Source organism: Eubacterium ramulus (genome assembly GCF_045002895.1).
GTDB lineage: Bacteria > Bacillota > Clostridia > Lachnospirales > Lachnospiraceae > Eubacterium_I > Eubacterium_I ramulus.
On the sequence record NZ_CP173382.1, the window covers coordinates 1,484,583 to 1,508,899 of the forward strand.

The window sequence follows — 24,317 nt, forward strand, 5'->3', positions numbered from 1 at the left end:
TCTTATTCTTCCTCTTTACCGCCTGTCAGTGCATCAATCTTTTTGGACATTTCAATTCCATACTCAATGGATTCATCCAGAATGAATCTCAATTCCGGAGTATTTCTCAGATTCAGAGACTGTGCCAGGCAACGGCGTGCATAGCCGGCCGCATTTTTCAATCCTGCAATCGTATCTTCTTTTTCCTTTTTGTCACCAAGAACACTAATGTATACTTTACAGGTTTTGAGATCCGGTGCAACCTGCACCGCTGACACAGTGGTCAGCGGATGAATCCGCGGGTCTTTGATCTCATTGCGGATAATGGTTGATAATTCACGCATCACTTCTTCGTTTAACCGGGTATTTTTAATACTGTTTTTTCTCATATTTTATCATCTCCAGCCTATCTCGGTACTTCTACCATCTTATATGCTTCTACGATATCAAACTCTGCAATATCATTAAATCCATCAAATACCAGGCCGCACTCGTAACCAGCTTTTACTTCTTTGACATCATCTTTGAAACGTTTCAGGGATGCAAGATCGCCCTCAAAGATCTGTTTTCCTTCTCTTGTAATACGAACCTTGCAATTACGCTCAAATACACCATCCAGTACATAGGAACCTGCGATGTTGCCGACACCGGAAGCTTTGAAGATCTGACGTACTTCTGCGTGACCGATGACTTTTTCTTCAAAGATTGGATCCAGCATACCTTTCATGGCAGCCTCAATATCTTCGATAGCTTTGTAAATTACAGAGTACAGACGGATATCTACTTTTTCCTGCTCTGCAGTCGCTTTTGCGGTCATATCCGGTTTTACATTAAATCCAATGATGATCGCATTAGATGCCGAAGCCAGGGAAACATCGGACTCATTGATTGCACCAACACCTCCATGGATTACTTTTACAACAACTTCCTCGTTGGAAAGTTTTGTCAGACTCTGTTTTACAGCTTCTACAGAACCCTGAACATCTGCTTTTACAATCAGTTCAAGTTCTTTTAAATTACCAGTCTGGATCTGTGAAAACAGATCGTCCAGTGACATTCTGGATCTGGTTTCTTCCAGCATTTTCTCTCTGTTCTGAGATACAAAAGTCTCTGCAAAACTTCTTGCATCTTTCTCGGAATCACATGCCACGAATACTTCACCTGCATTCGGAACATTATTCAGACCAAGAATTTCAACCGGAGTGGAAGGACCAGCCTCTTTGACTCTTCTTCCCTTATCATCGATCATCGCACGGACTTTACCATAGCTGCTTCCTGCTGCAATCGGCTCGCCGACTTTCAGAGTACCTTTCTGAACAAGGACGGTTGCAACAACACCACGTCCTTTGTCCAGCTGTGCCTCGATCACCAAACCACGCGCATTTCTCTTCGGATTTGCTTTCAGTTCCAGGATATCTGCTGTCAGTAATACCATTTCAAGAAGCTCTGTGATTCCTTCACCAGTACGTGCAGATACCGGTACACAGATCGTGCTTCCGCCCCAGTCTTCCGGAATCAGTCCCTGCTCAGCAAGACCCTGTTTTACATAATCAATATTTGCACTCTCTTTATCGATCTTGTTGATCGCTACGATAATCTCGATACCGGCTGCTTTTGCATGGCTGATGGCTTCTACCGTCTGAGGCATGATACCGTCATCTGCCGCAACTACCAAAATTGCGATATCTGTAGCATTTGCACCACGCATACGCATAGCAGTAAATGCTTCATGACCCGGCGTGTCCAGAAATGTAATCTTCTGTCCGTTGATTTTTACAACAGATGCACCGATGTGCTGTGTAATACCACCAGCCTCACGATCCGTTACATGTGTCTCGCGGATAGCATCCAGCAGAGAAGTTTTACCATGGTCAACGTGTCCCATTACACATACAACCGGCGGTCTGGAAATCAGTGTGTTTTCATCCTCTTCTTCCTCTTTCAGAAGTTCTGCGATGACGTCCACTTTCTCCTCCTTCTCAGCGATACAGTTGAACTCCAGTGCGATTTCTTCTGCTTTTTCGTAATCAATCTCCTGATTTACGGTTGCAAGAATGCCCTGCATAAATAATTTTTCTACAACTTTGGAAGCCGGCACATCGATACGTTCTGCCAGTTCACGTACCGTCATCACTTCCGGAAGTGCAATGCTGCGAACCTCATCGGCCTTTTTCTCTGCCTGCGGCTGCGGCTGTGCATTCCGCTTTTTATGTCCGGTTTTTTTCTCCAGATTTACATACTGCTCCTGCTTCCTATTCTTTCTTTCATAATCCTGTTTATTCTTCTTTTTATTTGCGTGTGTATTTTCTTTTCCGCGCAACTCCTCGATCGGAGCCTTTGCGCTGTCACGGTTCATACGTGAAATTTCCTGATCTAAGCGTCCTCTCGTCTCTCTTGAACGATTCTGACCGTCCTGTCGATTGTTTCGATTACCTCCAAAACTATTACCGCCGCCGCGATTACCCTGGAAACCTTTTTGATTATTGTTGTCTTTTCTTTCATAACGGCCATTTCTATCACCATTTTCCTGTCTCTGCGGTCTGTCGCCAAATCTTCTCTGCGGTCTGTCGCCATTATTTCTCTGCTGGCGGTCTCCGTCGTAACGTGATCTGTCTCCGTTGTTTCGCTGTGGACGATCACCATCGTAACGCGATCTGTCGCCATTATTTCTCTGCGGACGGTCTCCGTCGTAACGTGGTCTGTCTCCGTTATTTCGCTGTGGACGATCACCATTATTATTACGTGGTCTGTCGCCATTATTTCGCTGTGGACGATCACCGTTGCGTTCATTACGGTTTCCATTATTGGGACGGCGATTACCCATCTTGCTGTTCTGCGGATTGTATACAGCTGAAATACTTGCTTTCTTTTTCGGGCGCTCTTTCTTATCATCCGTGCTGTCCTGTTTACCGTATTTTCCTCTGATCAGTGACACTGCATTGTCTTCCAGTGAACTTAAATTTGTTACTTCTATATTATGTCCATGAAGGAAATTAATAACCTCCTTCGCAGTCACATCATATTCTTTTGCAATTTCGTGAACTCTAATTTTTGCCATTCCAGATCCTCCCTATTCAGTTGTTGGTCTATTGTCAAGCTGCTTCATGACAGACTTTGCAAATCCCGGCTGCAGAACTGCTACCATAGAACGGTATTCCTTGCCAATACAATGACCGAGATCATCTTTGCTTCCGTAAACATACAGAGGTGTCTCATAAAAAGCTGTCATATTTTTCATTTTTTTCTTTGTATTATCAGAAGCATCCTCTGCCACGATCACCAGGCTCGCCAGCCCCCCTTTTACTGCTTTCTCTACCGCATACTCACCGCTGGCAATACAGCCGGCTTTCTGCGCAAGGCCCAGACTGGATAAAATTCTGTTATTCTGCAATCGTTTTCATCTCCTCTGCCAATTCTGCGACTATTTCTTTTGGTATACTCATTTTGAATGATCGTTCCAATCCGTGATTTTTCACTGCCAGTTCCAGACAGTCCGGATTTTTGCACAAATATGCACCGCGGCCGTTTTTCCGGCCAGCCGGATCGATACAGAATGTATTATCCTGCATTTTTAAAACACGGATCAGATCTCTTTTTCCCGCATTTCATGACACCCCACACACATGCGCATCGGATTTTTTTTAGTCATTCTCACTATCCTCTTCTCCTGCAAATTCATCTTCTTCATATTCATAAGATTCATCTTCTGCAGGTTCGTCATAAGCTGTATCCTCAAAATCCTCATCCAGATTCAGTTCATCTTCTGTAAGCGCATCATCCTCATAATCTTCTTCATAATCCATGAAGTCACCGGCTTCTCTTGCCTGTGTCTCGCTCTTAATGTCGATTTTGAATCCGGTCAGACGGGCCGCAAGGCGCGCATTCTGTCCCTCTTTACCGATAGCCAGGGAAAGCTGATAATCCGGAACAACAACTTTTGCTTTATTTTCTTCAGCATCTGCGATAACAGAAATTACTTTTGCCGGACTTAAAGCGTTCTCGATCAGCATAGCCGGATTTTCGTTCCAGTTGATGATATCGATTTTTTCACCATTTAACTCTTCTACGATTGCGTTGACACGCGCACCGTTCATGCCGACACATGCTCCTACCGGATCTACATCCGGATCATTGGACCATACCGCCATCTTGGTACGACTTCCAGCCTCACGAGCAATGCTCTTGATCTCCACAATTCCGTCACGAACTTCTGCAACTTCTGCCTCAAACAGACGTTTCACCAGTTCCGGATGTGTTCTGGACACAAGTACTTTCGGTCCTTTGGAAGTTGATTTCACATCCATGACATATACTTTAATACGATCTGTCGGCTCAAATGTCTCTCCCGGGATCATCTCGTTTTCACTTAAAACAGCATCCACTTTGCCAAGGTTAATGCTTACATTATTGCCGATATAACGCTGAACGATACCTGTTACGATATCTTTTGATTTTCCGTAATACTGATCATAGATCACTTTCCGCTCTTCTTCACGGATTTTCTGTAAAATAACATTCTTAGCATTCTGCGTAGCAATACGTCCAAAATCTTTGGAATGGATTTCCTCATGGATCACATCGCCAAGTCCGTGTGTACCGTTCATCATCATTGCTTCAGCAAAGCTGATCTCTGTCAGCGGATCTGTTACTTCCTGTACTACAGTTTTCTCTGCCCATACATGATATTCGCAGGTCTCAGGATCAATCGTAACTTTGATATTGTCTGCTTTTCCGAAATGATTTTTACATGCGGTCAGTAACGAATTCTCGATTGCCTCCAGAAGTGTCTCTTTGCTGATATTTTTTTCTTTCTCTAAAATTGTTAATGCTTCCAGTAATTCTCTGCTGTCAGAGTTTTTGCTGTTTTTGCTGGTTTTAGCCATTTTTTCTTTTCCTCCTGTTCTTCGAATGCCTAAAAATCAAATGCCAGTCTGATCAGTGCAATTTCATTTTTCTGAAATGTCAGTTCTTCATCTTCTTCCGTACAAATTGTAACGGTATCGTCTGTATATCCAGTCAGAACTCCGTAAAACTCTTTCTGACGATTAATTGCACGGTAGGTACGAATCTCCAGTTCCTTTCCCATACTACGGACATAATCTTTTTCTTTTTTCAGTGGTCTGCCCAGTCCCGGCGAGCTCACTTCAAACACATAAGAATCTGAAATAAAGTCTTCCTCATCCAGCAGATCGTTCATTCTGCGGGCAACTGCTTCACAATCATTAACGGTAATACCGCCTTCTTTATCAATATAAGCACGCAGGTACCAGGTACTGCCTTCCTTTACATACTCCACATCCACCAGTTCAAAATGCATTTCTTCCATAATAGGAAGTAATAATGCTTCTGTGCGTGCTTCATATTCTTCTCTTTTTGACATTTTGTCACCTTCTTTCTCAGGTTTCACCATAACAACAACGAAGAGTGGACTCACGCCCACTCTTACTACTTACAACATATTCTTATATAAAGATAGCACACTCTTCTCAAAGATGCAAGTTTTTTTTACGCAATTCCCGGTTTTACAGTTCTCACGTTCTGCCGGTCAATATATCCACATGCCCGCAGGCCCCGCTCAATGACTCTGGTCCACTCCGTTTCTGACAACACACGTACTGAACTGTCATCCAGTTCAATCACATGTTCTTCCGGACGTTTTTCCGTCACATATGTTACTTCATATAAATTCACACGGCTGATTGCACCAATTTCTTCCAACAGATTCACCATTCGATACACGGTAGCTGTTCCGATTTTAGGATCAATTTTTGATGCTTTATAATAAATTTCTTTGCAGCTGCTGCAATTGCCACTCAGAATAACATCCATTAAAACCATTCTCTGCTTTGTGATACGACATCCGTTTTCTTTTAATCGCTCCACGATTCTGTCTTTCTGCATCTGTGTCCGATAATAGTTTTCTGTCTTTTCCAACTCTGTTGCCTGCATACTAGATTCCCTTTCTCTATCCTACTTTAGTATAAAGCAACATTCGTTAGGTGTCAATAATTATTTTTATCTAGCACTTATTGTAAGTAATCATAGCATACCAAAAAGAGACTCTTTGAAACCGATACTTGTTTCTGACCGTTTTCAAAGAGTCTCTCATTCTTTCGTCTGCATAAAAGGATGGGGGCACACCCCCTTCCGCCCTAATTGCTACGCGCCAAGCAGCGCGCAGTAAAATTCTGCCGCACAGGAAAACGTTTCCTGCCGGATCGGTGCGATGATCTCCCGTACACTTAAATAGTGCTCCATATCCACTTTGACAATTTCATCACCAATCTGTTCCAATATCTCCTGTTTACTAATAGGATAAGCGACATTCGCCATCCGTTTGTGCAGTAAATGTAACATTCCTTTAAACTGTGCCATCATCGCCACCTCGCTTATAAGCTGTATAATCCGAAGTATCCAGTCCTCTGCCCGCATATGGATGGCTGGAAGCACCACGATGTACATAAGAATACATCGGTGCAGAATGAACTGCCTGACTGCGCATGGCATCGATAATCCCCGGATACAAATCTGCTTTGATCATGGATGGTGCTCCATTTGCACCCTCGCAGATCACATTTCCGTCCGGTCCCAGAATCATACTGCGGCCAAAACAGGAAAAATTCTCATTTTCTGCTGTTCCGGAGCAGTTGACAGCAACTACATATACCTGATTAAAATACGCTCCGGATTTATTGGTGATCTCCCAGGCATTCTGCCACGGATCCATATAGTGAGTCGGACGGATAATTACATTTGCCCCCTGCACCGCTGCTTCGCGCCACATTTCCGGATAATCGCCATCTGCACAGATGATGATACCAAGTTTTGCACCTTTCGGTCCGTCGCATACCGTACAGCTGCGTCCCGGTATAGAACCCTCGAAAGGAATCCACGGATTCATCTTATCATAACGGTGAATGATCTCACCTTTGTCATTGATCACAATAGCCGTATTGGTAAAATTGTTCTGTTCATCCACGCGAAGCAGAAAATCAAACACACCGTACACTTCCAGTTCCGCACATTTTTCCTGAAACTTTTTAATCTGCGGGCTGTCCATAGTAAGCAGAGCTTTTTCCCATCCAAACTGCGGAAATCCCTGAACGCACGCCTCCGGTGCCACAAACAGATCAAATCCCGGGAAACCGCCGGATGCCCGATCCATAAAGGAAAGCAGTACATCAGTATTTCGATCTACTTCTTCCATACCCATAGCGCCAATAGGTGCATACTGTGCACCAACTACGGTCAGGCATTCCGTCTCAATTTTCCCATTAATTCCAAATACATTTCCCCTGTTCATAATTATATCCTTCTATCGCCTTTATCACAGATCTTATCTCCGATAAAGTAAATCACACATGCCGCAATAATAGAATTGACAGAACCAATACCAACCGGCACTTTCAGGCCGATCACGGCACCTGCAACAACTGCAAGAACTGCATACCATTTTGCAGTTTTCATATTTGTTGTATCATTATCCTGATAACGATTCTGATGCATGAAATAATCTGTGATCACCACACCACCGACTGGCGGAATCGCATATCCCATGAACGTCAGCCAGGAAGTAAAGTTATAATATAACCAGACAGAAGCTACGATTCCAATCATGCCGCTGACAAGTACCATTTTCTTTTTGGAGTATCCTGTGATATTGGAAAGCCCAAGCCCGCAGGAATATAATCCGTTATCTGCTGTGGTCCAGATATTTAATCCAAGTACGATAATCGCCGGAAGTGCTAATCCCTGTGCGATCATAATATAAAAGATATCTGCCTGTCCGGTTACAGAACCACCCACTGCTCCAAAAACGAACATCAGAGAGTTTCCTACAAAAAATGCAATCACAGTTGCGATAACAGCAATTTTCTTAGTTTTTGCAAAACGTGTATAATTCGGAGTTGTTGTACCTCCACTGATGAATGAACCTACAACCAGTGTAATGGCTGTTGCCAGTGTGATCGGATTCTGTGGTTCAGCAGCAAACAAACTATCAATTCCACCCATTGAAGATACTCCAAGTCCTACGGAAATGCAGCCCAGGATACCGACTGCCGGAACTGCGATCCAGCTTATAATTTCCAGCGACTTAATACCAAAATAAGCAGAGGCTGTCATAAGACCACCAGCCAGAATAACAAGAACCACCACCGGAACACCTGTCAACTCAGCTACCGGAATAGAAAACATTGCAATACCTACACCAAACCATCCCATCTGTGTAAAAGTAATAATTGCAGAACAAAGCCAGGATCCTTTCTTTCCGAAAGCATGTCTCGCCATCAGATCCAGGGTAAGTCCCGTCTTGCATCCAATATATCCAAGAATTCCGGTATATACGCCAAGAATTGCATTACCGATAAGCAATGCACATATAAATTTTGTCATGTTCAGTCCGACACCAAGCTGACCGCCCGCACTCATGCTGGCAGAAAAAAAGGTAAATCCCATCATGATCATAAACATTGGTAAAAACCCTTTTCTCGCGCTGTCAGGTACAGCCTGAAGTTCGAAGTCCTGCCGTTTTTCATTTGTCTGGTTGTTTTCCATAACACCCTCCTGCTCTTTTTCTCTATTTTTCTCACAAAAAAGGTGCCAAGAGTATCTTAAACCAAAATACTCTGGCACCTTTGCCGTTCTAAAATATAGCACGGTAAGTATACTCTGTCAAGAAAATAACAGATCTGCAATATACGAATAGCAGGATGAGAGTAACCGTCAACTTCTAACTATTTCATCACCCAGATTTCTATATATAAGGAACTCTCCACATCGTACTTTGTTCCTTAAGGTCTCTGACCCATGCCACCTTCCAGTGTCAGTGTTTCACCGTTCATGTACTTAAAGTCCGGAGAAGCAAGCTGTACGCAGACACGTCCGATTTCTTTCTCTACATCACCATAATGTCCTGCCGGCGGCATTTTTACATTTGCTTTGAACGCTTCCGGATAAGCTTTCTCAAAATTCTCCAGCTGTGCTGTCCATGCCAGCGGGCATACGATATTGACATTGATACCGTCTTTGCCCCACTCTGTTGCTGCCACTCTGGAAAGGCCACGGATTCCTTCTTTTGCCGCTGCATAAGCACACTGACCATAATTTCCGAATAATCCTGCACCGGATGCAAAGTTAACGACAGATCCTTTTGTCTCTTTCAGATATGGATAGCATGCTTTCATATAATAGAATACTGCGTATAATCCAGAGTAAAGTGCCAGATTAAACTGATCGGTGGTATGCTCTTCCAACGGAACTCCGGATGCTGAAGCCTGTGCATTGTTGATCAACACATCAATTCTTCCAAACGTATCAATGGCCTGCTTTACAACGTTCTGAACGATGGCTTCATTGTCAGCACCGGCAGATACATCTGCCTGAACCGGAAGTACCTTGATCCCGTACAAACGCTCGAGTTCTTCTTTTGCATCTTCCAGTTTCTTGACATTACGTCCGGTCAGTACCAGATTTGCCCCTTCTTTTGCATACGCTGTTGCGATACCATATCCGATGGAACCGCAGCTTCCATCACTTAATACTGCACGTCCTCCTCCGGTAATAATTGCAGTTTTTCCTGTTAAAAATCCCATCACTGTTTCTCCTTTCCTGTCACTCTCAAATGTTTGGATTGTATTTTTTTTCAATACATCGTCACTGAGATACAGTGTAACAAAACAACGATGGAATTTCAAGCTTTTTTCTTTATATTTGCCTATTTTTCAGACAATTTAAAACTTTTACTGATAAAATGATAGACAAATCTTATCATACAGCAAAATATGACACATTTATTTGTGATGTCTTGCAAAATAATCTTTCACAAGTTTCACCACCGTACCTGACAACAGGAACAACGCGATGAGGTTCGGGATTGCCATCAGACCGTTGAATGTCTCTGCGATGCTCCAAAGCATGCCAAGATCCATGGTTGCACCTACGATCGCTACCAGTGCATAAACCACCATGAACGGTTTCACCCATTTTTCAGAGGACAGATACTCCATACAACGAGCGCCATACAATCCCCATCCGATAATTGTGGAAAACGCAAAACAACAAAGTGCAATTGCTGTAAAAACAGATATCCAATTGCCATATGTTGCCGTGAATCCGGAAATTGTCAGTTCCGCACCTGCATCTGCGCCATATCCGACGGAAACACCGCTGCACAGGATAACCATAGCCGTCAGGGTACAGATCAGAATCGTATCTGTAAATACCTCAAAAATACCAAACATACCCTGTTTTACCGGTTCTCCGGTATCCGCACATGCATGCGCAATGGAACCGGTACCAAGACCAGCCTCATTTGAGAAAATACCACGTGCTACACCTTTTTTCATACTCAGGAAAAAGCTTCCTACAATACCGCCGGTCACAGAAGCCGGGTGGAACGCCCCATCAACAATAGAATAAAACACACCCGGTACACGATCGATATTTAAGATAATAACACCGAACGCAAGTACAATGTATAATAATGCCATGAATGGAATCAGGCGCTCGGTGACACGACCAATACGTTTGACACCGCCTAACAGAATCATTGCAACCATCACAGCAACAATAATACCAATGATCAGATTTGTAATTTTCGTAGCAGATTCCGGAATGATATTAAAATTGAGTAATGCAGAATTAATGGCAGTGGTAATGGTATTTACCTGTGTGGCATTTCCGGTTCCAAATACGGTCAGTACTCCAAACAGTGCAAAAAGGACAGCCAGCCAGTGCCAGTGTTTTTTCAGACCGTTCTGAATATAATACATCGGTCCACCAACCCAATCTCCCACGGCATTTTTCTCACGAAAATGCACCGCAAGGGTTACCTCAGAAAACTTCGTACACATACCAAGCAGCGCAGAAATCCACATCCAGAATACCGCACCGGGACCACCTATGGCAATTGCTCCGGCTACACCGGCAATATTTCCGGTTCCAACTGTGCCGGCTAATGCCGTACAGACCGCCTGAAACGGTGTCATAGCCCCATCTGAAGCATCTTTCTTATCAAAAATTTTTCCAATGGTCGACTTCATTGCATATGGGAATTTACGAATCTGCAGGAATTTTGTCCGTACACTCAGAAGCAGACCGACCCCGATAATGCAGATCATAGCAGGAACGCCCCAGATGAAGTTATTCACCACAGCGTTCACTGATTTAATAATTTCTAACATTCTTTCAACCTCTCAACTCATTTGTATTCTGCCTGTGTCAGGACAGACTTATAAAGTATAGCACACTTTTTTTCTACTGTACAGATTTTAATACAAAAGAGAACAGTATACAATGTATCATCATACATTATCATACCGTTCTCTCTCGTTGTAAAGCGGACATTCGCAATCCTCTTGCGCTACTTGCTGATGAATGCAGTCGCAATTATTTATTTTTCCAATCAAGCAAAATCTTGTCAATCATGGAAAAATGCTCTTTCAGTGCCAAAATTCCTGCTTCCCTGTCATGCGCCCGTAAAGCCCTGACAATTCGATGATGACAGTCATTTAACGCTTCTTTACTGGATTCTTCTTGAATGATCTCCCGACGCAGATCTTTGACAAACTCATCAATCACACCGGAGCAGGCTTCCAGAATGTCCAGAATCAGAATATTTCCTGACGCTCTCGCCAGTGTATAATGAATTTTCTTATCCAACTCATTATTTACACTGGCATCTGTGCTTTTATCCAGTTTATTCACACAATCCTCCATCAATTTAATTTCTTCTTCCGATGCATGATCCAGTGCCAGCGTAAATGCCAGTCGCTCCAGTGAATAACGAATCTGGCTGATCTGTATATAATCAATCTGATCCATGGCAAACATCATCCCCATTGTTTCTTCCAGACTACTCTGAAAATCACAGGTAATATAATTACCGGATCCCTGCTGTGAGGAAATCACACCTGTCATATCCATAAAGCGGATAGCTTCCCGGACAGAGTTTCGGCTGACACCCAGCTCCTCCGCAATCTCCCGCTCCGGCGGTAGTTTCTCTCCGGGTTTCAAATCTCCTGTTAAAATTTTTTTCTTAAAATAGTCTACAACTATTCCATAGGTTTTCTGATTCTTTGCCACTGTATTTTTTATTCCTTTCATGAAAATAGGCATACCACACAAAGTGATATGCCTATTATAATTCAATTCATTAAATGAATCAACTATACATCCTATTTCTCATCAGCGATCGCTGCCTGTGCAGCAGTCACTTTTCAAATCCTGCACAATAATCGGATTGATCCGCAATTTTAACATCTATTTGTAGTGACTGCCGAAGTTGCTGCATAAACAGTAGAAGAAATTGGTGCCAGCGCCAGTAAACCTGCGATTACGTCTATAGATATACGCCATTTTCCATTCATCGGAAACTTCGTTTTCTAACGAACAGTACTATCCCCACACAGGCCAGCAAAACGGCCATCGGTACCGCGACACGTTGTGGATTGCCCGTTTGCTCTCTATGATTCTCCACGGCATCGCCTTCCTGATTTTTCATATCCGGATTTTTCACCACAGACTGTGTCTCATTCTTATTTCTTATTCGACATACCAAAAATGGCAGAAGTATTTTGAACTTCTGCCATTTTTGGTCGTATTTTTCATTACTTTACTTCTGTTATTACCTGTTCCAGGTTTCTCATTGCTCCCTGCTCTTTTTCGTCTGACAGGTAGCTGTCCAATTCATCCTTTGAAAATTCCCGTACCTGATAAAAATATTGCTGTGCACAGCTATAGCTGATAACACACGCATCCGTATCTGTTACAAAAATATAGTTTACGATTCCTGTTCCAAGCATCTGTTTTTCATCTCGCATATATTCGATCTGTTTTTCAACCCACACAGCATTTTCTTCCATATAGGCATACGCCATCTTTTCTGCTTCCGGAAAAAGTTCCTGATACTGAGTTGCATTTTCTGCTATCTCTTTGGAATAATTTGATCCCGTATCTTTTTGCACTGAAACGGTTCTTATTTCTCCATTCTGCAGATTTACTGATACCAGATAAGAAATTCCTGCAGCCTCATCCCGATAAATGATATGATCCGTTGTAAATGTCTCGCCGTTTCCATCTGATGCCTGGTCATGCTCTGTCTTGATTGTCAATGTATCCGCATTAACTCCATATAACCGTTCTAACAAGGCAGATGCTTTTTCTACTACTTCCTCCTGAGAGATTTCTGTCACATCATCTGCTGAATCAGTTATATCAGCTTCTTTTTGTCCCTGTGCTGTTACACTATAATCACGCTTTGCATAAAAATCAATCAGTTCCAGCATCTGCTCATCGCTCAATGCTTTCTCCGGCAGATAAAAAGTACTGGCCTGAGCCAGGAAACAGATTTGATCAGGTACAATCTCTGATTGATCCGAAATCTGCAAAATACTTCCATCCGGGAATAATCCTTCTGTCTGATACCTTTCTGCCAGTTCATTCATTCTCTGCTGTTCCTTTTTGGATAATTCTCTGGAAAATGTATCTGCATCTGCTTTGGCGGCATCCATCCACAGGGCTTCCTGCTCCTTCTCAGAAGTCTTCTCCACACGCTGTTTTGCATAGTTCATTCCAGCACGCACGCCACCGGCACCGCAGACCCCAATACATAATATCATGCAGGCTGCTGCAATCATTTTCTTTTTTCGCTGTTTGTTCTGACTCATAGACATTTCACCTTCACAACATTTTTTAATCTGATTCTGTACCATTGTCTGGTAATCTTCCGGCAGAATCACTGGATGCTTCTCTACATGTTCCCGGATTTCTCGATCCATTTGCTCATCTGATAACATGTCACCGCTCCTTTCCGTTCTCTAACCATTTCGTCAGTTGTTTTCTCCCCGCTGAGAGCCTGGTCTTTGTCGTTCCTTCTGGAATATCCAACATTGCTCTGATCTCCCTTACCGAAAAACCGTCATAATAATAGAGAACCATGACAACCCGCACATTTTCCTGCAGTTCCAGAATTGCTGACCATAAATAATCTTCCGGTTCTTCTGAAGCCTGCTCGTATTGTTCCGGATCAGCAAAAAGCACAACTTTCTGTCGTTTTGTGATTGCTGAACGGGATACATTGATCAGAATCTTTATCAGCCAGGATCTTGCACTTGCACGTTTTCTGAGACTTGTCCGATTTTCAAATGCCCGCACGATACATTCGCTGACTGCGTCCTGAGCATCCGACTGATTTTGCAGTATCGAATAAGCCAGTACATACATCTCTTTTTGATTTTGCAAGATCAGTTCTGATAATTCTTCCTTGTTCATTACACTCATATAAGTTTTTCCACCAATTCCCTATCATTTTTCAGTTACATATATAAGACAGTTGAAATCTGCAAATGGTTTTCTGAAATTCACATTAAGTCGAATATGCATGTTATCTGCATCTTTTTTATTTAAAAAATGCAGAGAGCACAACCCTCTGCAATATATAATCGTTTTTCTTAATCCCAATGATATACATAAGATTTGCTCACCCATCCATAGGTTCCTGTTTTTATTCGCTGTACACGATGCCAATTTAATCCAGCACTTCCATATGCCGACCAGTCAATCCAGATTAATTCTCCATCATACATGAGTTCAAGAATTGTCGCAGATGTACTTGGTGATTTTCTTAATCGTACTCCATTATTGATAATCTCTCCATTCGCAGTATGCGTTGTCACTTTTGCCAAACTACGATTATGTTTCACATCTGTCGATAAAATCTGAACATCATAGTTTTGTACAACATCAATGGGAGTATTCCCTGCTTCCGTTGCATACGCCATACCTGGTATACTTAAAAATAATGTTGCCATTATACAACAAAATATTCTCATAATTTTCTTTTTCATTACTTCATCTACCGCCTCTCTACTTTCTATATCTTATTATGAATATAACTCTTTATTTTTGAAAAGAAATATCTTCACTTTAGCTTTAACTTATGCGCTCACAAACTCCTTAAAATGTTACGACAAATAAAATGTAGCTTTGTGTGTTTTCATCTGATTATGTTATTTTTTGTTTTTAACCAGGAATTCCTATAAATTATACAGTATTCATATTACAAAGCTTTCCATTCTCCATTTCATATACTTCGTCACACAAAACCTGAATGTCTTCTGCATTATGGCTTGCAATCACGATAGTTTTATGATCATTTTTCATGGACAGTAATAACTGCCTGATTTCTTCTACCCCGTTTTTATCCAGACCGTTCATTGGTTCATCCAGGATCAGCACAGACGGAGATTCCATCATTGCCTGTGCCAGTCCAAGACGCTGCCGCATTCCAAGACTGTACTTTTTAACGGAAAGTTTGAGATCCGGGTCTAATCCCACACGCTTCATAGCATCCCGTATCTGTAAATTTCCGATTTTGTTTTTAATCCCGGCCAGTACTTTCAAATTTTGTAATCCACTGTAATAAGAGATGAATCCCGGTGTTTCTATAATAACCCCTGCGTCCGGGAGATAATCTACATCTTTTCCAATTACTTTTCCGTCTGCCAATACTATTCCTGATGTCGGGTGAATAAATCCACAGACACATTTCATCAGCATGGTCTTTCCACTTCCATTGTTTCCCACCAGACCATAGATTTTCCCCTCCTGCAATTTCAGGGAAACATGATCCAAAATCTGCCGTTTATTCAAATTTAATGATACATCCTTTATCTCAATCATACTTATCCCCTTCCTGCCTGATAGTTTCTGCTCAAAGCCATACATAAAATCATCAATCCGACACAGCTTCCAATCAGGCACACATAAGAGCCCCAGATTGGAAATATCTGCTGACTCAGGTATTTCTCGTAATGTACCCATGGAATCGCATGTGCCATAGGAAACAGCCACATCAACCATGAGTCTGCGGAACATGTGACGGTTCCAAGCACGATCAGTACGCCATCCAGTAATACACCAGTAAATTTTCGATTACACAATGATGTAAACAATAAAATCATGGACAGTAAGAAAAAGTACAGTGACAACAGAACCACCGTGTGCACAAATGCTGTCCGAAACGTCATCTGCTGATACAGATTTTCCGGAAGCAACTGTAAAATATAATCGCCTGTCCGTTCCGGAAAGATGCTGGAATAATGTGTCACCGCGTTACTGAATTCCATCTTCCACACGCCGCTTCCACTCATCATCAAACAGGACGCCAAAATGAGAAACACCACAAGGAATACGACCGCTTCCAGCGCAAACATGATCTGTCCCATGATCCATACTCTTTTTGAACATCTGATCTGATACAAAAAATCAATGCCGCTTTTTTGCGGGAAATCCGACATCAAAACCAGAAACAATGCCGGCAGGATCAGGACAATGCTTCCGGAATTTCCCAGTGCAACAAAAGCTTCCGGCACTGATACCGGAAGTCCTGTCCGCGAAGCACAGTCCTGCAGGGTTACGATAATCTGCATATGCACGAAGATCAGCATGACACCGAGTATGATAATACGGCTGCTTCTAAGCCATCGCTTGAATTCTGTTCCGGCAATATGAAGGACGGTTTTCATATTTCTTTCAGGCACCCCAATCCCCCCTTTTCACACTGTGGTAAAAAATAACTGCTAACACCACATAGATTGCTGACATCAAAATGACTGACAGGAACCAGTTCCATCCCAGTGAAAGATTCATAATACTCTCCGGGCGGAATGCATCAATCCGGTTCAGTCTTGTCCAGGCCTCCGCAGCCATCGCATCTGTTGCCAGTTTTGATAAAATCTGCTTATAAATATAATTGATCATAAAAGGCAGACAGACTAACATGTACTTGTCCCGGAACACAATCGCCACACCAACTCCAAACACGCTTCCGAACATGCCATACAAAAAAGCTCCGATCAGCTTTTTCATAATGACAATCCCGATACTGCTTCCCAGCAAAAATATTTCCTGTTCTTCTATAGGAAATGTCCGAACAGACGGAAATCTCATCACCAAAAGTAATCCAAACAATGCATATCCGATCAGAAATACAATTCCACCAGCCAATGCCCCACTACACACCTTGGAAATGCAGTACTTCCAATTTCCTGAACGTAAGATATGAAAACGAATCTGTCCGTTTCGACGTTCTTCAGAGAGTAGTAAAATATATCCCATGGAAAGCAGCATCGGTGCAAACACAACCAGCCAGCCTCCGATCCCTGCCTGCCAGAGTGCTAATGCAGATTTTGATATATCTGTATTAGCCTGTTGTGCCTGAAATATCAAAGAAAAAATCGATATCTGTTTTCCACTCATATCTGTCTCTCCAGTTGCGCTGAGACAAAGTAACACTATTCCACTGATGCTCAATATCAGATATGGTATAAAGCTTAATTTTTTTAATTCTGCTTTTAACATCTGGCACATATATTCCCCCAAAATCCTTTTGCAACTTATATCTTAACAACTTCTTGATAAAACCCATTTAATTTTCATCAGAACTTTCATTTATTTCTGTTGTATAGTAATAAATCTCTCCAGTAAATACATCCACATAAATCCAAATCTTTTCATTTTTGATCTCGTTCACACCGAATACTTCCCAACAAGGTAACACGATCACTTCCTCTTTTTCTGCCGATCCCTGTAACTTAACCGGAAAATAAACTAACCCTGCACGTTCAACATTAATATTCAAACGTGATGCAAGACCACTCCGTAAAAATTCAAGCATTTGTTTAAAACTGATCATGCTGTCATCAGAGATAAGTTCCGTCAGCTTTCTGGCCTCATTATATCCGCAAAAAGCCGTAATCCCCGTATCATCCACAACATATGCATGTTTAATGTCTGCATCTGAAAGATAATCTGCATAAAAGCGATAATGTCCTGTATCCATATATGCAAAAGGCACGTTTTCGTATTTGCGCCGAACAGTGTAATCATACCCATAAACATCTCCCAAGCGGAAAATTCTGACTTCCGGAACATCTACGGTGACTCCATTTTCACAAGGGAATGGTGTTCCAGCCGAAAAATAATCCTTTACTAACTCAGCGCCCTGTTCAACAGACAGATTTCCGGATATTAACGTATACTCCTTCTGTGCTAATTCAGAAACTTTTCCACTTTCTACCGTATCTTCCGCATGATCTCCAAATGCATCATATGAGGCTGCATCCTCATACCCCATATATTCTCTGATTTTCCCATCACTGGCAGAATATATTCCGTCTCCCAAAAGATTGATATAACATTCAGGAATATCAATAAGACATCCCTCGCCATTTTCTAACTTTTTTTTGTCTTCATAGAATAATGACAATTCACCTGTTTCGTTTATATTATCCGGTATATAATAAACATCTGATTTCATATCGACCACAGTTTGTTTTCCAATACTTGTTACCCAATCAGAAAGAGTCTTTTCTGCCTCTTCAACCGTAATTCCATGCTTTTCCTCAAGCATGACTTTTAAAGAAGTTACATCCGGGAAATCTGCAAAATCACAATTTGAAAAATCAAACTTTCCTTTGTCCTGTGCCAGAATTTCATTAATGTCCTGCTCATATGTGTCGGCACACTCCTTGATTGAACTTCTATCAGGCAAAAGTTTTTTTTCATATGCATCTGTAGAAAAAAGCATATCACTGCCATTTGTACTTACTGATGTATTTTTATTTTCTTCTGATTTCTGTCCACATGCTGTTACTGTAAAAACCAAAATTGCACTTATTATAAAATTGAAGATTGTTATTTTCTTTTTCATGGCATTTTACCTCCAATTTGAATGATGCACTCACTGATAGAGTGCATCACCCAAAGATTACTTACTTATCCTGTTTAATCATTCCGGTTGAATAGCAAGATTCGCTACCACTTGCTACGACTTTAAACGTCACTACAGTAGATGATCCCTTCTTTATGGTCCATGTTCTTGTTGTTGCCGATGGTTTAATATACTGTGTCGTCATATTTGCATTTGAAATGGTCACCGTCCTATCCGATGAACCTGTCAGGTCATATGCCATCGCTTTATATTTGTAATAATACTCCACATATGCATAATCTATCGGATTAGCAGTAGTTGTTGGCGCTCCTTTATAATAGTTAACTGACCAGGTATCAGATGTTGAAGCAAATACCGGAGCTGCCGGAAGTAACATCATCATTGACATAGCTGCCATTGCCATACTCATCTTCAATTTTTTAAATCTCATTGTAAATTCCTCCCATTTGTTTAAATATTATGTTTTTTCTGTCACCTCTTCTTCAGTCACCATTGGACTCCCCTCCTTTTATTTGATGAATTAATAATATCATTGTTTATTATGTATGTCAAAGACCATTCTATCGATGGCTACAGTATTGAAACACCTCCTACAGAGGTACCTTAATCTAATCGTAAACGAGGGTTTTTACTGATGAAAAAAGATAAAAAACGATTTCTATGCATTTTTACTGCATGTTTGTTAATAGTGACGACATGTATACCAGCATTTGCTCAAGATTCAAAGCAACATATACAATACTATGAAGATGGGAGCTACACTATAGAGACACTTACCATTGACAATCTTTCTAAATCTGTGTCGTTTTATCTGCATGCCCACCTCAGTGCGGGCTATTTTCGTTCAAGAGATCGGCAAAAATCGAACTTTCCTATCAAATAAAAAAAGGTAGGGAATAGAAAAATCTATTCCCTACGCTAATTTTAGCACAAGAGTAATGTCATTCGCAGCCTCAAACCTAAAATCTGGTCTGTAAAATCCAATAACTTGCCTCATATAACTCTTTGATACGTTGTAAGACCCTAGAAAAATGGGGTTTTCAATCACTGTTCTGAGCTGATAGCTGCCTGTGCTGCTGCAAGACGAGCGATCGGCACACGGAATGGTGAACAGGATACATAATCAAGTCCGATCTTATGGCAGAACTCTACGGAAGAAGGATCTCCACCGTGCTCTCCACAGATACCACAATGTAATGTCGGGCGAACCGGTTTACCAAGTTTCAATGCCATCTCCATCAGTTTACCAACGCCATCCTGATCCAATTTTGCAAATGGGTCATTTTCAAAGATCTTAGCGTCATAGTAAGCATCAAGGAATTTACCTGCATCATCACGGGAGAAACCAAATGTCATCTGTGTTAAGTCGTTTGTACCGAAGCAGAAGAACTCAGCCTCTGTTGCAATCTCATCAGCTGTTAATGCTGCACGCGGAATCTCGATCATAGTTCCAACTTCATACTTCAGATCAGCACCTGCTGCTGCAATCTCAGCGTCAGCTGTCTCTACAACAAATTTCTTAACATATTTTAACTCTTTGATATCGCCTACTAACGGAATCATGATTTCCGGTACCATATTCCATTCCGGATGAGCTTTGGATACATTGATTGCTGCACGGATCACTGCTTTTGTCTGCATTTTAGCGATTTCCGGATATGTTACAGCAAGACGGCATCCACGATGTCCCATCATCGGGTTGAACTCTTTCAGACCTTCGATGATAGCTTTGATCTGATCTACAGATTTACCCTGAGCATCAGCCAGTTTCTTGATGTCCTCTTCTTCTGTCGGAACGAACTCATGAAGTGGCGGATCAAGGAAACGGATCGTAACTGCTTCACCTTCCATTGCCTCGTATAACTGTTCGAAGTCACCCTGCTGATACGGTAAGATTTTCTCAAGAGCAGCTTCTCTCTCTTCTACTGTATCTGCACAGATCATCTCACGGAATGCATCAATTCTGTCACCTTCAAAGAACATATGCTCTGTACGGCAAAGTCCGATACCTTCTGCACCAAGTTCACGCGCTTTCTTAGCATCTGCCGGTGTATCAGCATTTGTACGAACTTTTAATGTTCTGTATTTGTCAGCCCATGCCATGATTCTTCCAAACTCACCAGCGATGGTAGCTTCTACTGTCGGGATTGCTCCGTCGTAAATGCAGCCAGTAGAACCATCAAAGGAGATTACATCACCTTCATGATACTCTTTTCCTGCAAGTGTAAATTTCTTATTTTCTTCATCCATAATGATGTCGCCGCATCCGGATACACAGCAAGCACCCATACCACGGGCAACTACTGCTGCATGAGATGTCATACCACCACGAACTGTCAGGATACCCTGGGAAGCTTTCATACCTGTGATATCTTCCGGTGAGGTCTCAAGACGAACCAGAACAACTTTCTCTCCTCTTGCAGCCCATTCAACAGCATCGTCAGCTGTGAATACGATTTTACCGCAAGCAGCACCCGGAGCAGCACCAAGAGCTTTTGCAATCGGTGTAGCAGCTTTTAATGCAGCTGTATCGAATGTCGGGTGAAGCAGAGCGTCAAGATTACGCGGCTCGATCATAGCTACCGCTTCTTTCTCTGTTCTCATTCCCTCATCTACCAGATCACAAGCAATCTTTAATGCAGCCTGAGCTGTTCTCTTACCATTACGTGTCTGTAACATGTAAAGTTTTCTATTTTCAACCGTAAACTCCATATCCTGCATATCTCTATAATGATCTTCCAGAGTTTTGCAAACCTGTACGAACTGAGCATATGCCTCCGGGAATTCCTCTTCCATCTTAGCGATCGGCATCGGTGTACGAACACCAGCAACTACGTCCTCACCCTGAGCATTGATCAGGAACTCACCCATCAGTTTCTTCTCGCCGGTAGCCGGATCACGTGTAAATGCAACACCTGTACCGCAATCATCACCCATGTTACCGAAAGCCATAGCCTGTACGTTTACGGCTGTACCCCAGCTGTACGGAATATCGTTGTCACGACGGTATACGTTTGCACGTGGGTTATCCCAGGAACGGAATACTGCTTTTACAGCTCCCATTAACTGCTCTTTCGGATCATCCGGGAAGTCCTGTCCGATTTTTGCTTTATACTCAGCTTTGAACTGTCCGGCAAGTTCTTTTAAATCTTCTGCAGTAAGATCTACATCAAAAGTAACGCCTTTTTTCTCTTTCATCGCATCAATGAGCTGCTCGAAATATTTTTTACCAACTTCCATAACTACGTCGGAATACATCTGGATAAATCTACGATAGCAATCCCATGCCCAACGTGGGTTATTGGATTTCTCAGCTAATACCTCTACTACGGTCTCATTCAGACCAAGATTTAAGATTGTATCCATCATACCTGGCATAGAAGCTCTTGCACCAGAACGAACTGATACGAGCAATGGATTCTCCTTGTCACCGAATTTTTTACCAGTAATCTCTTCCATTTTACCAATGTACTCGTTGATCTGTCCCTGAATCTCATCATTAATCTCACGGCCATCCTCATAGTACTGTGTACAAGCCTCTGTTGTAATAGTGAAGCCCTGTGGTACTGGAAGTCCAAGACCTGTCATCTCAGCAAGGTTTGCACCTTTACCTCCAAGAAGCTCGCGCATGCTGGCATTACCTTCGCTAAATAAGTACACCCATTTTGCCATTTCTAATTCCTCCTAAAATATACATTGTGTTTTGCAAACAGATATTGCGTCATCTGTTATTTTAGCAATTTTTCACATGAAGTTCCTTGTTTTCTCCGAAACTTCGTCTATATTTTACCACATTTTTTATAGATTTCAACCTTTTTTGTGAAATTTGTAACAAAATAATTACCTTTTTTTCACCACCCCACAAGTTTGTGACTATCCGCTCATTTTCCGCTTATATTCGATCATCCTGCATTATATATCTTACCTATTATACAGTAACAGGACCGACATTCTGCCTTCCGTTATTTTTTGGTGCTGCCTTCCTGTCTTCCCACAGTAGCGGGATTCCGATCACACCGACTGGAATGTCTGCATGAGCAAATACATGTGCCGTAACCTACGAAGTTACAATATTGCGCAGCCATACACCTTTTTTAACAAGTATAAATCCAATAATGCATTTGATAAAATCTGCTGCCTGCACAAGTGCATAGATTGCAAGTACCGGAAGTGCGGTAAAACGACTGAGCGTAAACGCCACAGATACACTCACTACCCAAATAAATACACTGTCAAACAAAAATGTAATGATCGTTCTGCCACCGGAACGCAGTGTAAAATACGAGGCATGCAAAAATGCATTCTGTGGCATAAAAATAGCTGTGATTATAATAAAATATTTTGCCAGTTCTCTGGCCTCCGCATTCGTATTGTACAGGTTTGGGAATAACGGTGCCAGCACGAGCATCGCCAAAGCCACAATCGTACAGCAGAACACAGAAAATGCAATCATCTTATTATCTGTATCTCTCGCTTCTTTCATCTTACCGGCACCAAGCAGCTGTCCAACTACAATGGCCACCGAATCTCCCAGAGCAATGAATACAATATTAAATACATTGTTTACCGTATTTGAAATATTCAGACCTGCTACTACATTCAATCCACGTATAGAATAACACTGGGTCAGCATTGCCATGCCTGCGGCCCAGAAAGTCTCATTCAAAAGCAGCGGCGTACCCTGGATCAGGATTCTCCTTGTCATAGCAGCCGGAACCCTCATGGTGCGGTACAGTCCTTCCGCAAAGACATGTTTCGCATGATGTCTGTGTGTCCATCCCATGACGATCAGAACTTCCACATATCGTGAGATCACCGTAGCAAGCGCTGCACCTCTTACACCCATTTTCGGGAAAAACAGCATTCCGTAAATAAGCATAAAGTTGAAAAACAGATTTACAACTACTGCAGCAACACCTGCTTTCATCGGCAGCATAGTCTCTCCACACTCCCTCAGTGTACTGGCATATACCTGTACCATCATAAAGGCCGGAAGTCCCCACACAATAATGTCCAGATATTCCCGTCCATAACGCAACGTATCTGCCACCTGTGCTACAGTGCCTTCTCCTTTCAGATACATGTGAATCAACGCATCTCCCTGTGTCAGGAGCAGCACAATCGTTGCTGCGGTGATAATGATCACCATCCACAGCTTATACCGCATCGTGTTGCGTACGCCCTCCTGATCTCCTTTTCCAAAATATTGTGCTGTGAAAATCCCGGCTCCGGATACACCACCGAAAATACACAGATTGTATACAAAAATCAGCTGATTCACAATCGCAGCGCCAGACATCGGTTCTGTACCGATTCGTCCGATCATAATATTATCCAACAGACTTACAAAATTTGTGATGCCATTCTGGATCATAATTGGAATTGCAATCGAAAGAACCATCAGATAAAACTTTTTATCTCCGATGAACTTTCTAAAAAAACATTTCTTTTCTGTCCTCTCCATTGATCTAATCTCCCTATTTGTAATATGAACTCTCAGAATCGTTCTTTTTTCAAAAATATCAATTTCATCAATAGAACAGCCACCGATATAAAACCGATGGCTATTCTATTGGTTGCATAACTTGGATTTTTCCATTCGTTT

24 protein-coding genes are annotated in these 24,317 nt (G+C 42.1%); all 24 read right to left on the minus strand.

Annotated features, from left to right (window positions below; translation table 11 throughout):
- Window positions 1-2: 2 nt before the first annotated feature.
- The 24 genes from rbfA to ACIRUQ_RS07115 all read right to left on the minus strand — a co-directional run bounded on the left by rbfA (window position 3) and on the right by ACIRUQ_RS07115 (window position 24,176).
- A complete protein-coding gene (gene rbfA / locus ACIRUQ_RS07000) occupies window positions 3-368 on the minus strand; it encodes a 30S ribosome-binding factor RbfA (protein WP_021739994.1) in 366 nt (121 codons plus the stop codon).
- Between the two features lie 17 nt (window positions 369-385).
- Window positions 386-3,037, minus strand: coding sequence for a translation initiation factor IF-2 (infB, locus tag ACIRUQ_RS07005; protein WP_021739995.1), 2,652 nt, complete (start codon window positions 3,035-3,037; stop codon window positions 386-388).
- A 12-nt stretch (window positions 3,038-3,049) separates the two neighbouring features.
- Window positions 3,050-3,370 (minus strand): ribosomal L7Ae/L30e/S12e/Gadd45 family protein, encoded by a 321-nt coding sequence (locus ACIRUQ_RS07010; RefSeq protein WP_021739996.1) that lies wholly within the window; start codon window positions 3,368-3,370, stop codon window positions 3,050-3,052.
- Window positions 3,360-3,548, minus strand: coding sequence for a YlxR family protein (locus ACIRUQ_RS07015; protein ID WP_336302459.1), 189 nt, complete (start codon window positions 3,546-3,548; stop codon window positions 3,360-3,362). The genes ACIRUQ_RS07010 and ACIRUQ_RS07015 overlap by 11 nt, the downstream gene beginning before the upstream one ends.
- 72 nt (window positions 3,549-3,620) lie before the next feature.
- Window positions 3,621-4,862, minus strand: coding sequence for a transcription termination factor NusA (gene nusA, locus ACIRUQ_RS07020; RefSeq protein ID WP_021739998.1), 1,242 nt, complete (start codon window positions 4,860-4,862; stop codon window positions 3,621-3,623).
- A 29-nt stretch (window positions 4,863-4,891) separates the two neighbouring features.
- Complete coding sequence (gene rimP / locus ACIRUQ_RS07025) at window positions 4,892-5,359, minus strand: ribosome maturation factor RimP (protein WP_055289066.1); 468 nt, start codon at window positions 5,357-5,359, stop codon at window positions 4,892-4,894.
- 125 nt (window positions 5,360-5,484) lie between these two features.
- Complete coding sequence (locus tag ACIRUQ_RS07030; RefSeq protein WP_022036762.1) at window positions 5,485-5,928, minus strand: Fur family transcriptional regulator; 444 nt, start codon at window positions 5,926-5,928, stop codon at window positions 5,485-5,487.
- A 210-nt stretch (window positions 5,929-6,138) separates the two neighbouring features.
- Window positions 6,139-6,336: a hypothetical protein gene (locus tag ACIRUQ_RS07035; RefSeq protein WP_404856542.1), complete on the minus strand. Its 198-nt coding sequence runs from the start codon at window positions 6,334-6,336 to the stop codon at window positions 6,139-6,141.
- Window positions 6,337-6,340: 4 nt separating this feature from the next.
- Window positions 6,341-7,282 (minus strand): nitrilase-related carbon-nitrogen hydrolase, encoded by a 942-nt coding sequence (locus ACIRUQ_RS07040; protein ID WP_055289068.1) that lies wholly within the window; start codon window positions 7,280-7,282, stop codon window positions 6,341-6,343.
- Window positions 7,283-7,284: 2 nt separating this feature from the next.
- A complete protein-coding gene (gene codB, locus ACIRUQ_RS07045; protein ID WP_055289070.1) occupies window positions 7,285-8,535 on the minus strand; it encodes a cytosine permease in 1,251 nt (416 codons plus the stop codon).
- Window positions 8,536-8,771: 236 nt separating this feature from the next.
- The gene (locus ACIRUQ_RS07050; protein WP_021740004.1) at window positions 8,772-9,572 is read right to left on the minus strand and encodes an SDR family NAD(P)-dependent oxidoreductase; all 801 of its coding nucleotides are present in this window, start codon (window positions 9,570-9,572) and stop codon (window positions 8,772-8,774) included.
- A 198-nt stretch (window positions 9,573-9,770) separates the two neighbouring features.
- Window positions 9,771-11,162, minus strand: a complete 1,392-nt coding sequence (locus tag ACIRUQ_RS07055) for a sodium:alanine symporter family protein (RefSeq protein ID WP_021740005.1) — start codon at window positions 11,160-11,162, stop codon at window positions 9,771-9,773.
- A 205-nt stretch (window positions 11,163-11,367) separates the two neighbouring features.
- A complete protein-coding gene (locus ACIRUQ_RS07060) occupies window positions 11,368-12,063 on the minus strand; it encodes a FadR/GntR family transcriptional regulator (RefSeq protein WP_055289226.1) in 696 nt (231 codons plus the stop codon).
- A gap of 524 nt (window positions 12,064-12,587) precedes the next feature.
- Complete coding sequence (locus ACIRUQ_RS07065; protein WP_207642762.1) at window positions 12,588-13,757, minus strand: hypothetical protein; 1,170 nt, start codon at window positions 13,755-13,757, stop codon at window positions 12,588-12,590.
- A gap of 19 nt (window positions 13,758-13,776) precedes the next feature.
- Window positions 13,777-14,259 carry an RNA polymerase sigma factor gene (locus ACIRUQ_RS07070; protein ID WP_022036770.1) on the minus strand — a complete coding sequence of 161 codons (483 nt, stop codon included), beginning with the start codon at window positions 14,257-14,259 and terminating at the stop codon, window positions 13,777-13,779.
- A 170-nt stretch (window positions 14,260-14,429) separates the two neighbouring features.
- Window positions 14,430-14,825 carry an SH3 domain-containing protein gene (locus ACIRUQ_RS07075; protein ID WP_021740011.1) on the minus strand — a complete coding sequence of 132 codons (396 nt, stop codon included), beginning with the start codon at window positions 14,823-14,825 and terminating at the stop codon, window positions 14,430-14,432.
- A 196-nt stretch (window positions 14,826-15,021) separates the two neighbouring features.
- The gene (locus ACIRUQ_RS07080) at window positions 15,022-15,660 is read right to left on the minus strand and encodes an ATP-binding cassette domain-containing protein (RefSeq protein ID WP_021740012.1); all 639 of its coding nucleotides are present in this window, start codon (window positions 15,658-15,660) and stop codon (window positions 15,022-15,024) included.
- 2 nt (window positions 15,661-15,662) lie between these two features.
- On the minus strand, window positions 15,663-16,520 hold the full coding sequence (locus tag ACIRUQ_RS07085) for a hypothetical protein (protein ID WP_022036771.1): 858 nt from the start codon (window positions 16,518-16,520) through the stop codon (window positions 15,663-15,665).
- Window positions 16,513-17,238, minus strand: a complete 726-nt coding sequence (locus ACIRUQ_RS07090; protein WP_147597894.1) for a hypothetical protein — start codon at window positions 17,236-17,238, stop codon at window positions 16,513-16,515. The genes ACIRUQ_RS07085 and ACIRUQ_RS07090 overlap by 8 nt, the downstream gene beginning before the upstream one ends.
- The gene (locus ACIRUQ_RS07095) at window positions 17,183-17,407 is read right to left on the minus strand and encodes a hypothetical protein (RefSeq protein ID WP_167618692.1); all 225 of its coding nucleotides are present in this window, start codon (window positions 17,405-17,407) and stop codon (window positions 17,183-17,185) included. The genes ACIRUQ_RS07090 and ACIRUQ_RS07095 overlap by 56 nt, the downstream gene beginning before the upstream one ends.
- Window positions 17,408-18,691, minus strand: a complete 1,284-nt coding sequence (locus ACIRUQ_RS07100) for a hypothetical protein (RefSeq protein ID WP_021740015.1) — start codon at window positions 18,689-18,691, stop codon at window positions 17,408-17,410.
- A gap of 61 nt (window positions 18,692-18,752) precedes the next feature.
- On the minus strand, window positions 18,753-19,142 hold the full coding sequence (locus tag ACIRUQ_RS07105) for a hypothetical protein (RefSeq protein WP_021740016.1): 390 nt from the start codon (window positions 19,140-19,142) through the stop codon (window positions 18,753-18,755).
- 614 nt (window positions 19,143-19,756) lie between these two features.
- Window positions 19,757-22,384: a pyruvate, phosphate dikinase gene (gene ppdK, locus ACIRUQ_RS07110; RefSeq protein ID WP_055289072.1), complete on the minus strand. Its 2,628-nt coding sequence runs from the start codon at window positions 22,382-22,384 to the stop codon at window positions 19,757-19,759.
- A 385-nt stretch (window positions 22,385-22,769) separates the two neighbouring features.
- Entirely contained in the window at window positions 22,770-24,176 is a 1,407-nt protein-coding gene (locus tag ACIRUQ_RS07115; protein WP_022036319.1) for an MATE family efflux transporter, read from the minus strand.
- Window positions 24,177-24,317: the final 141 nt, after the last annotated feature.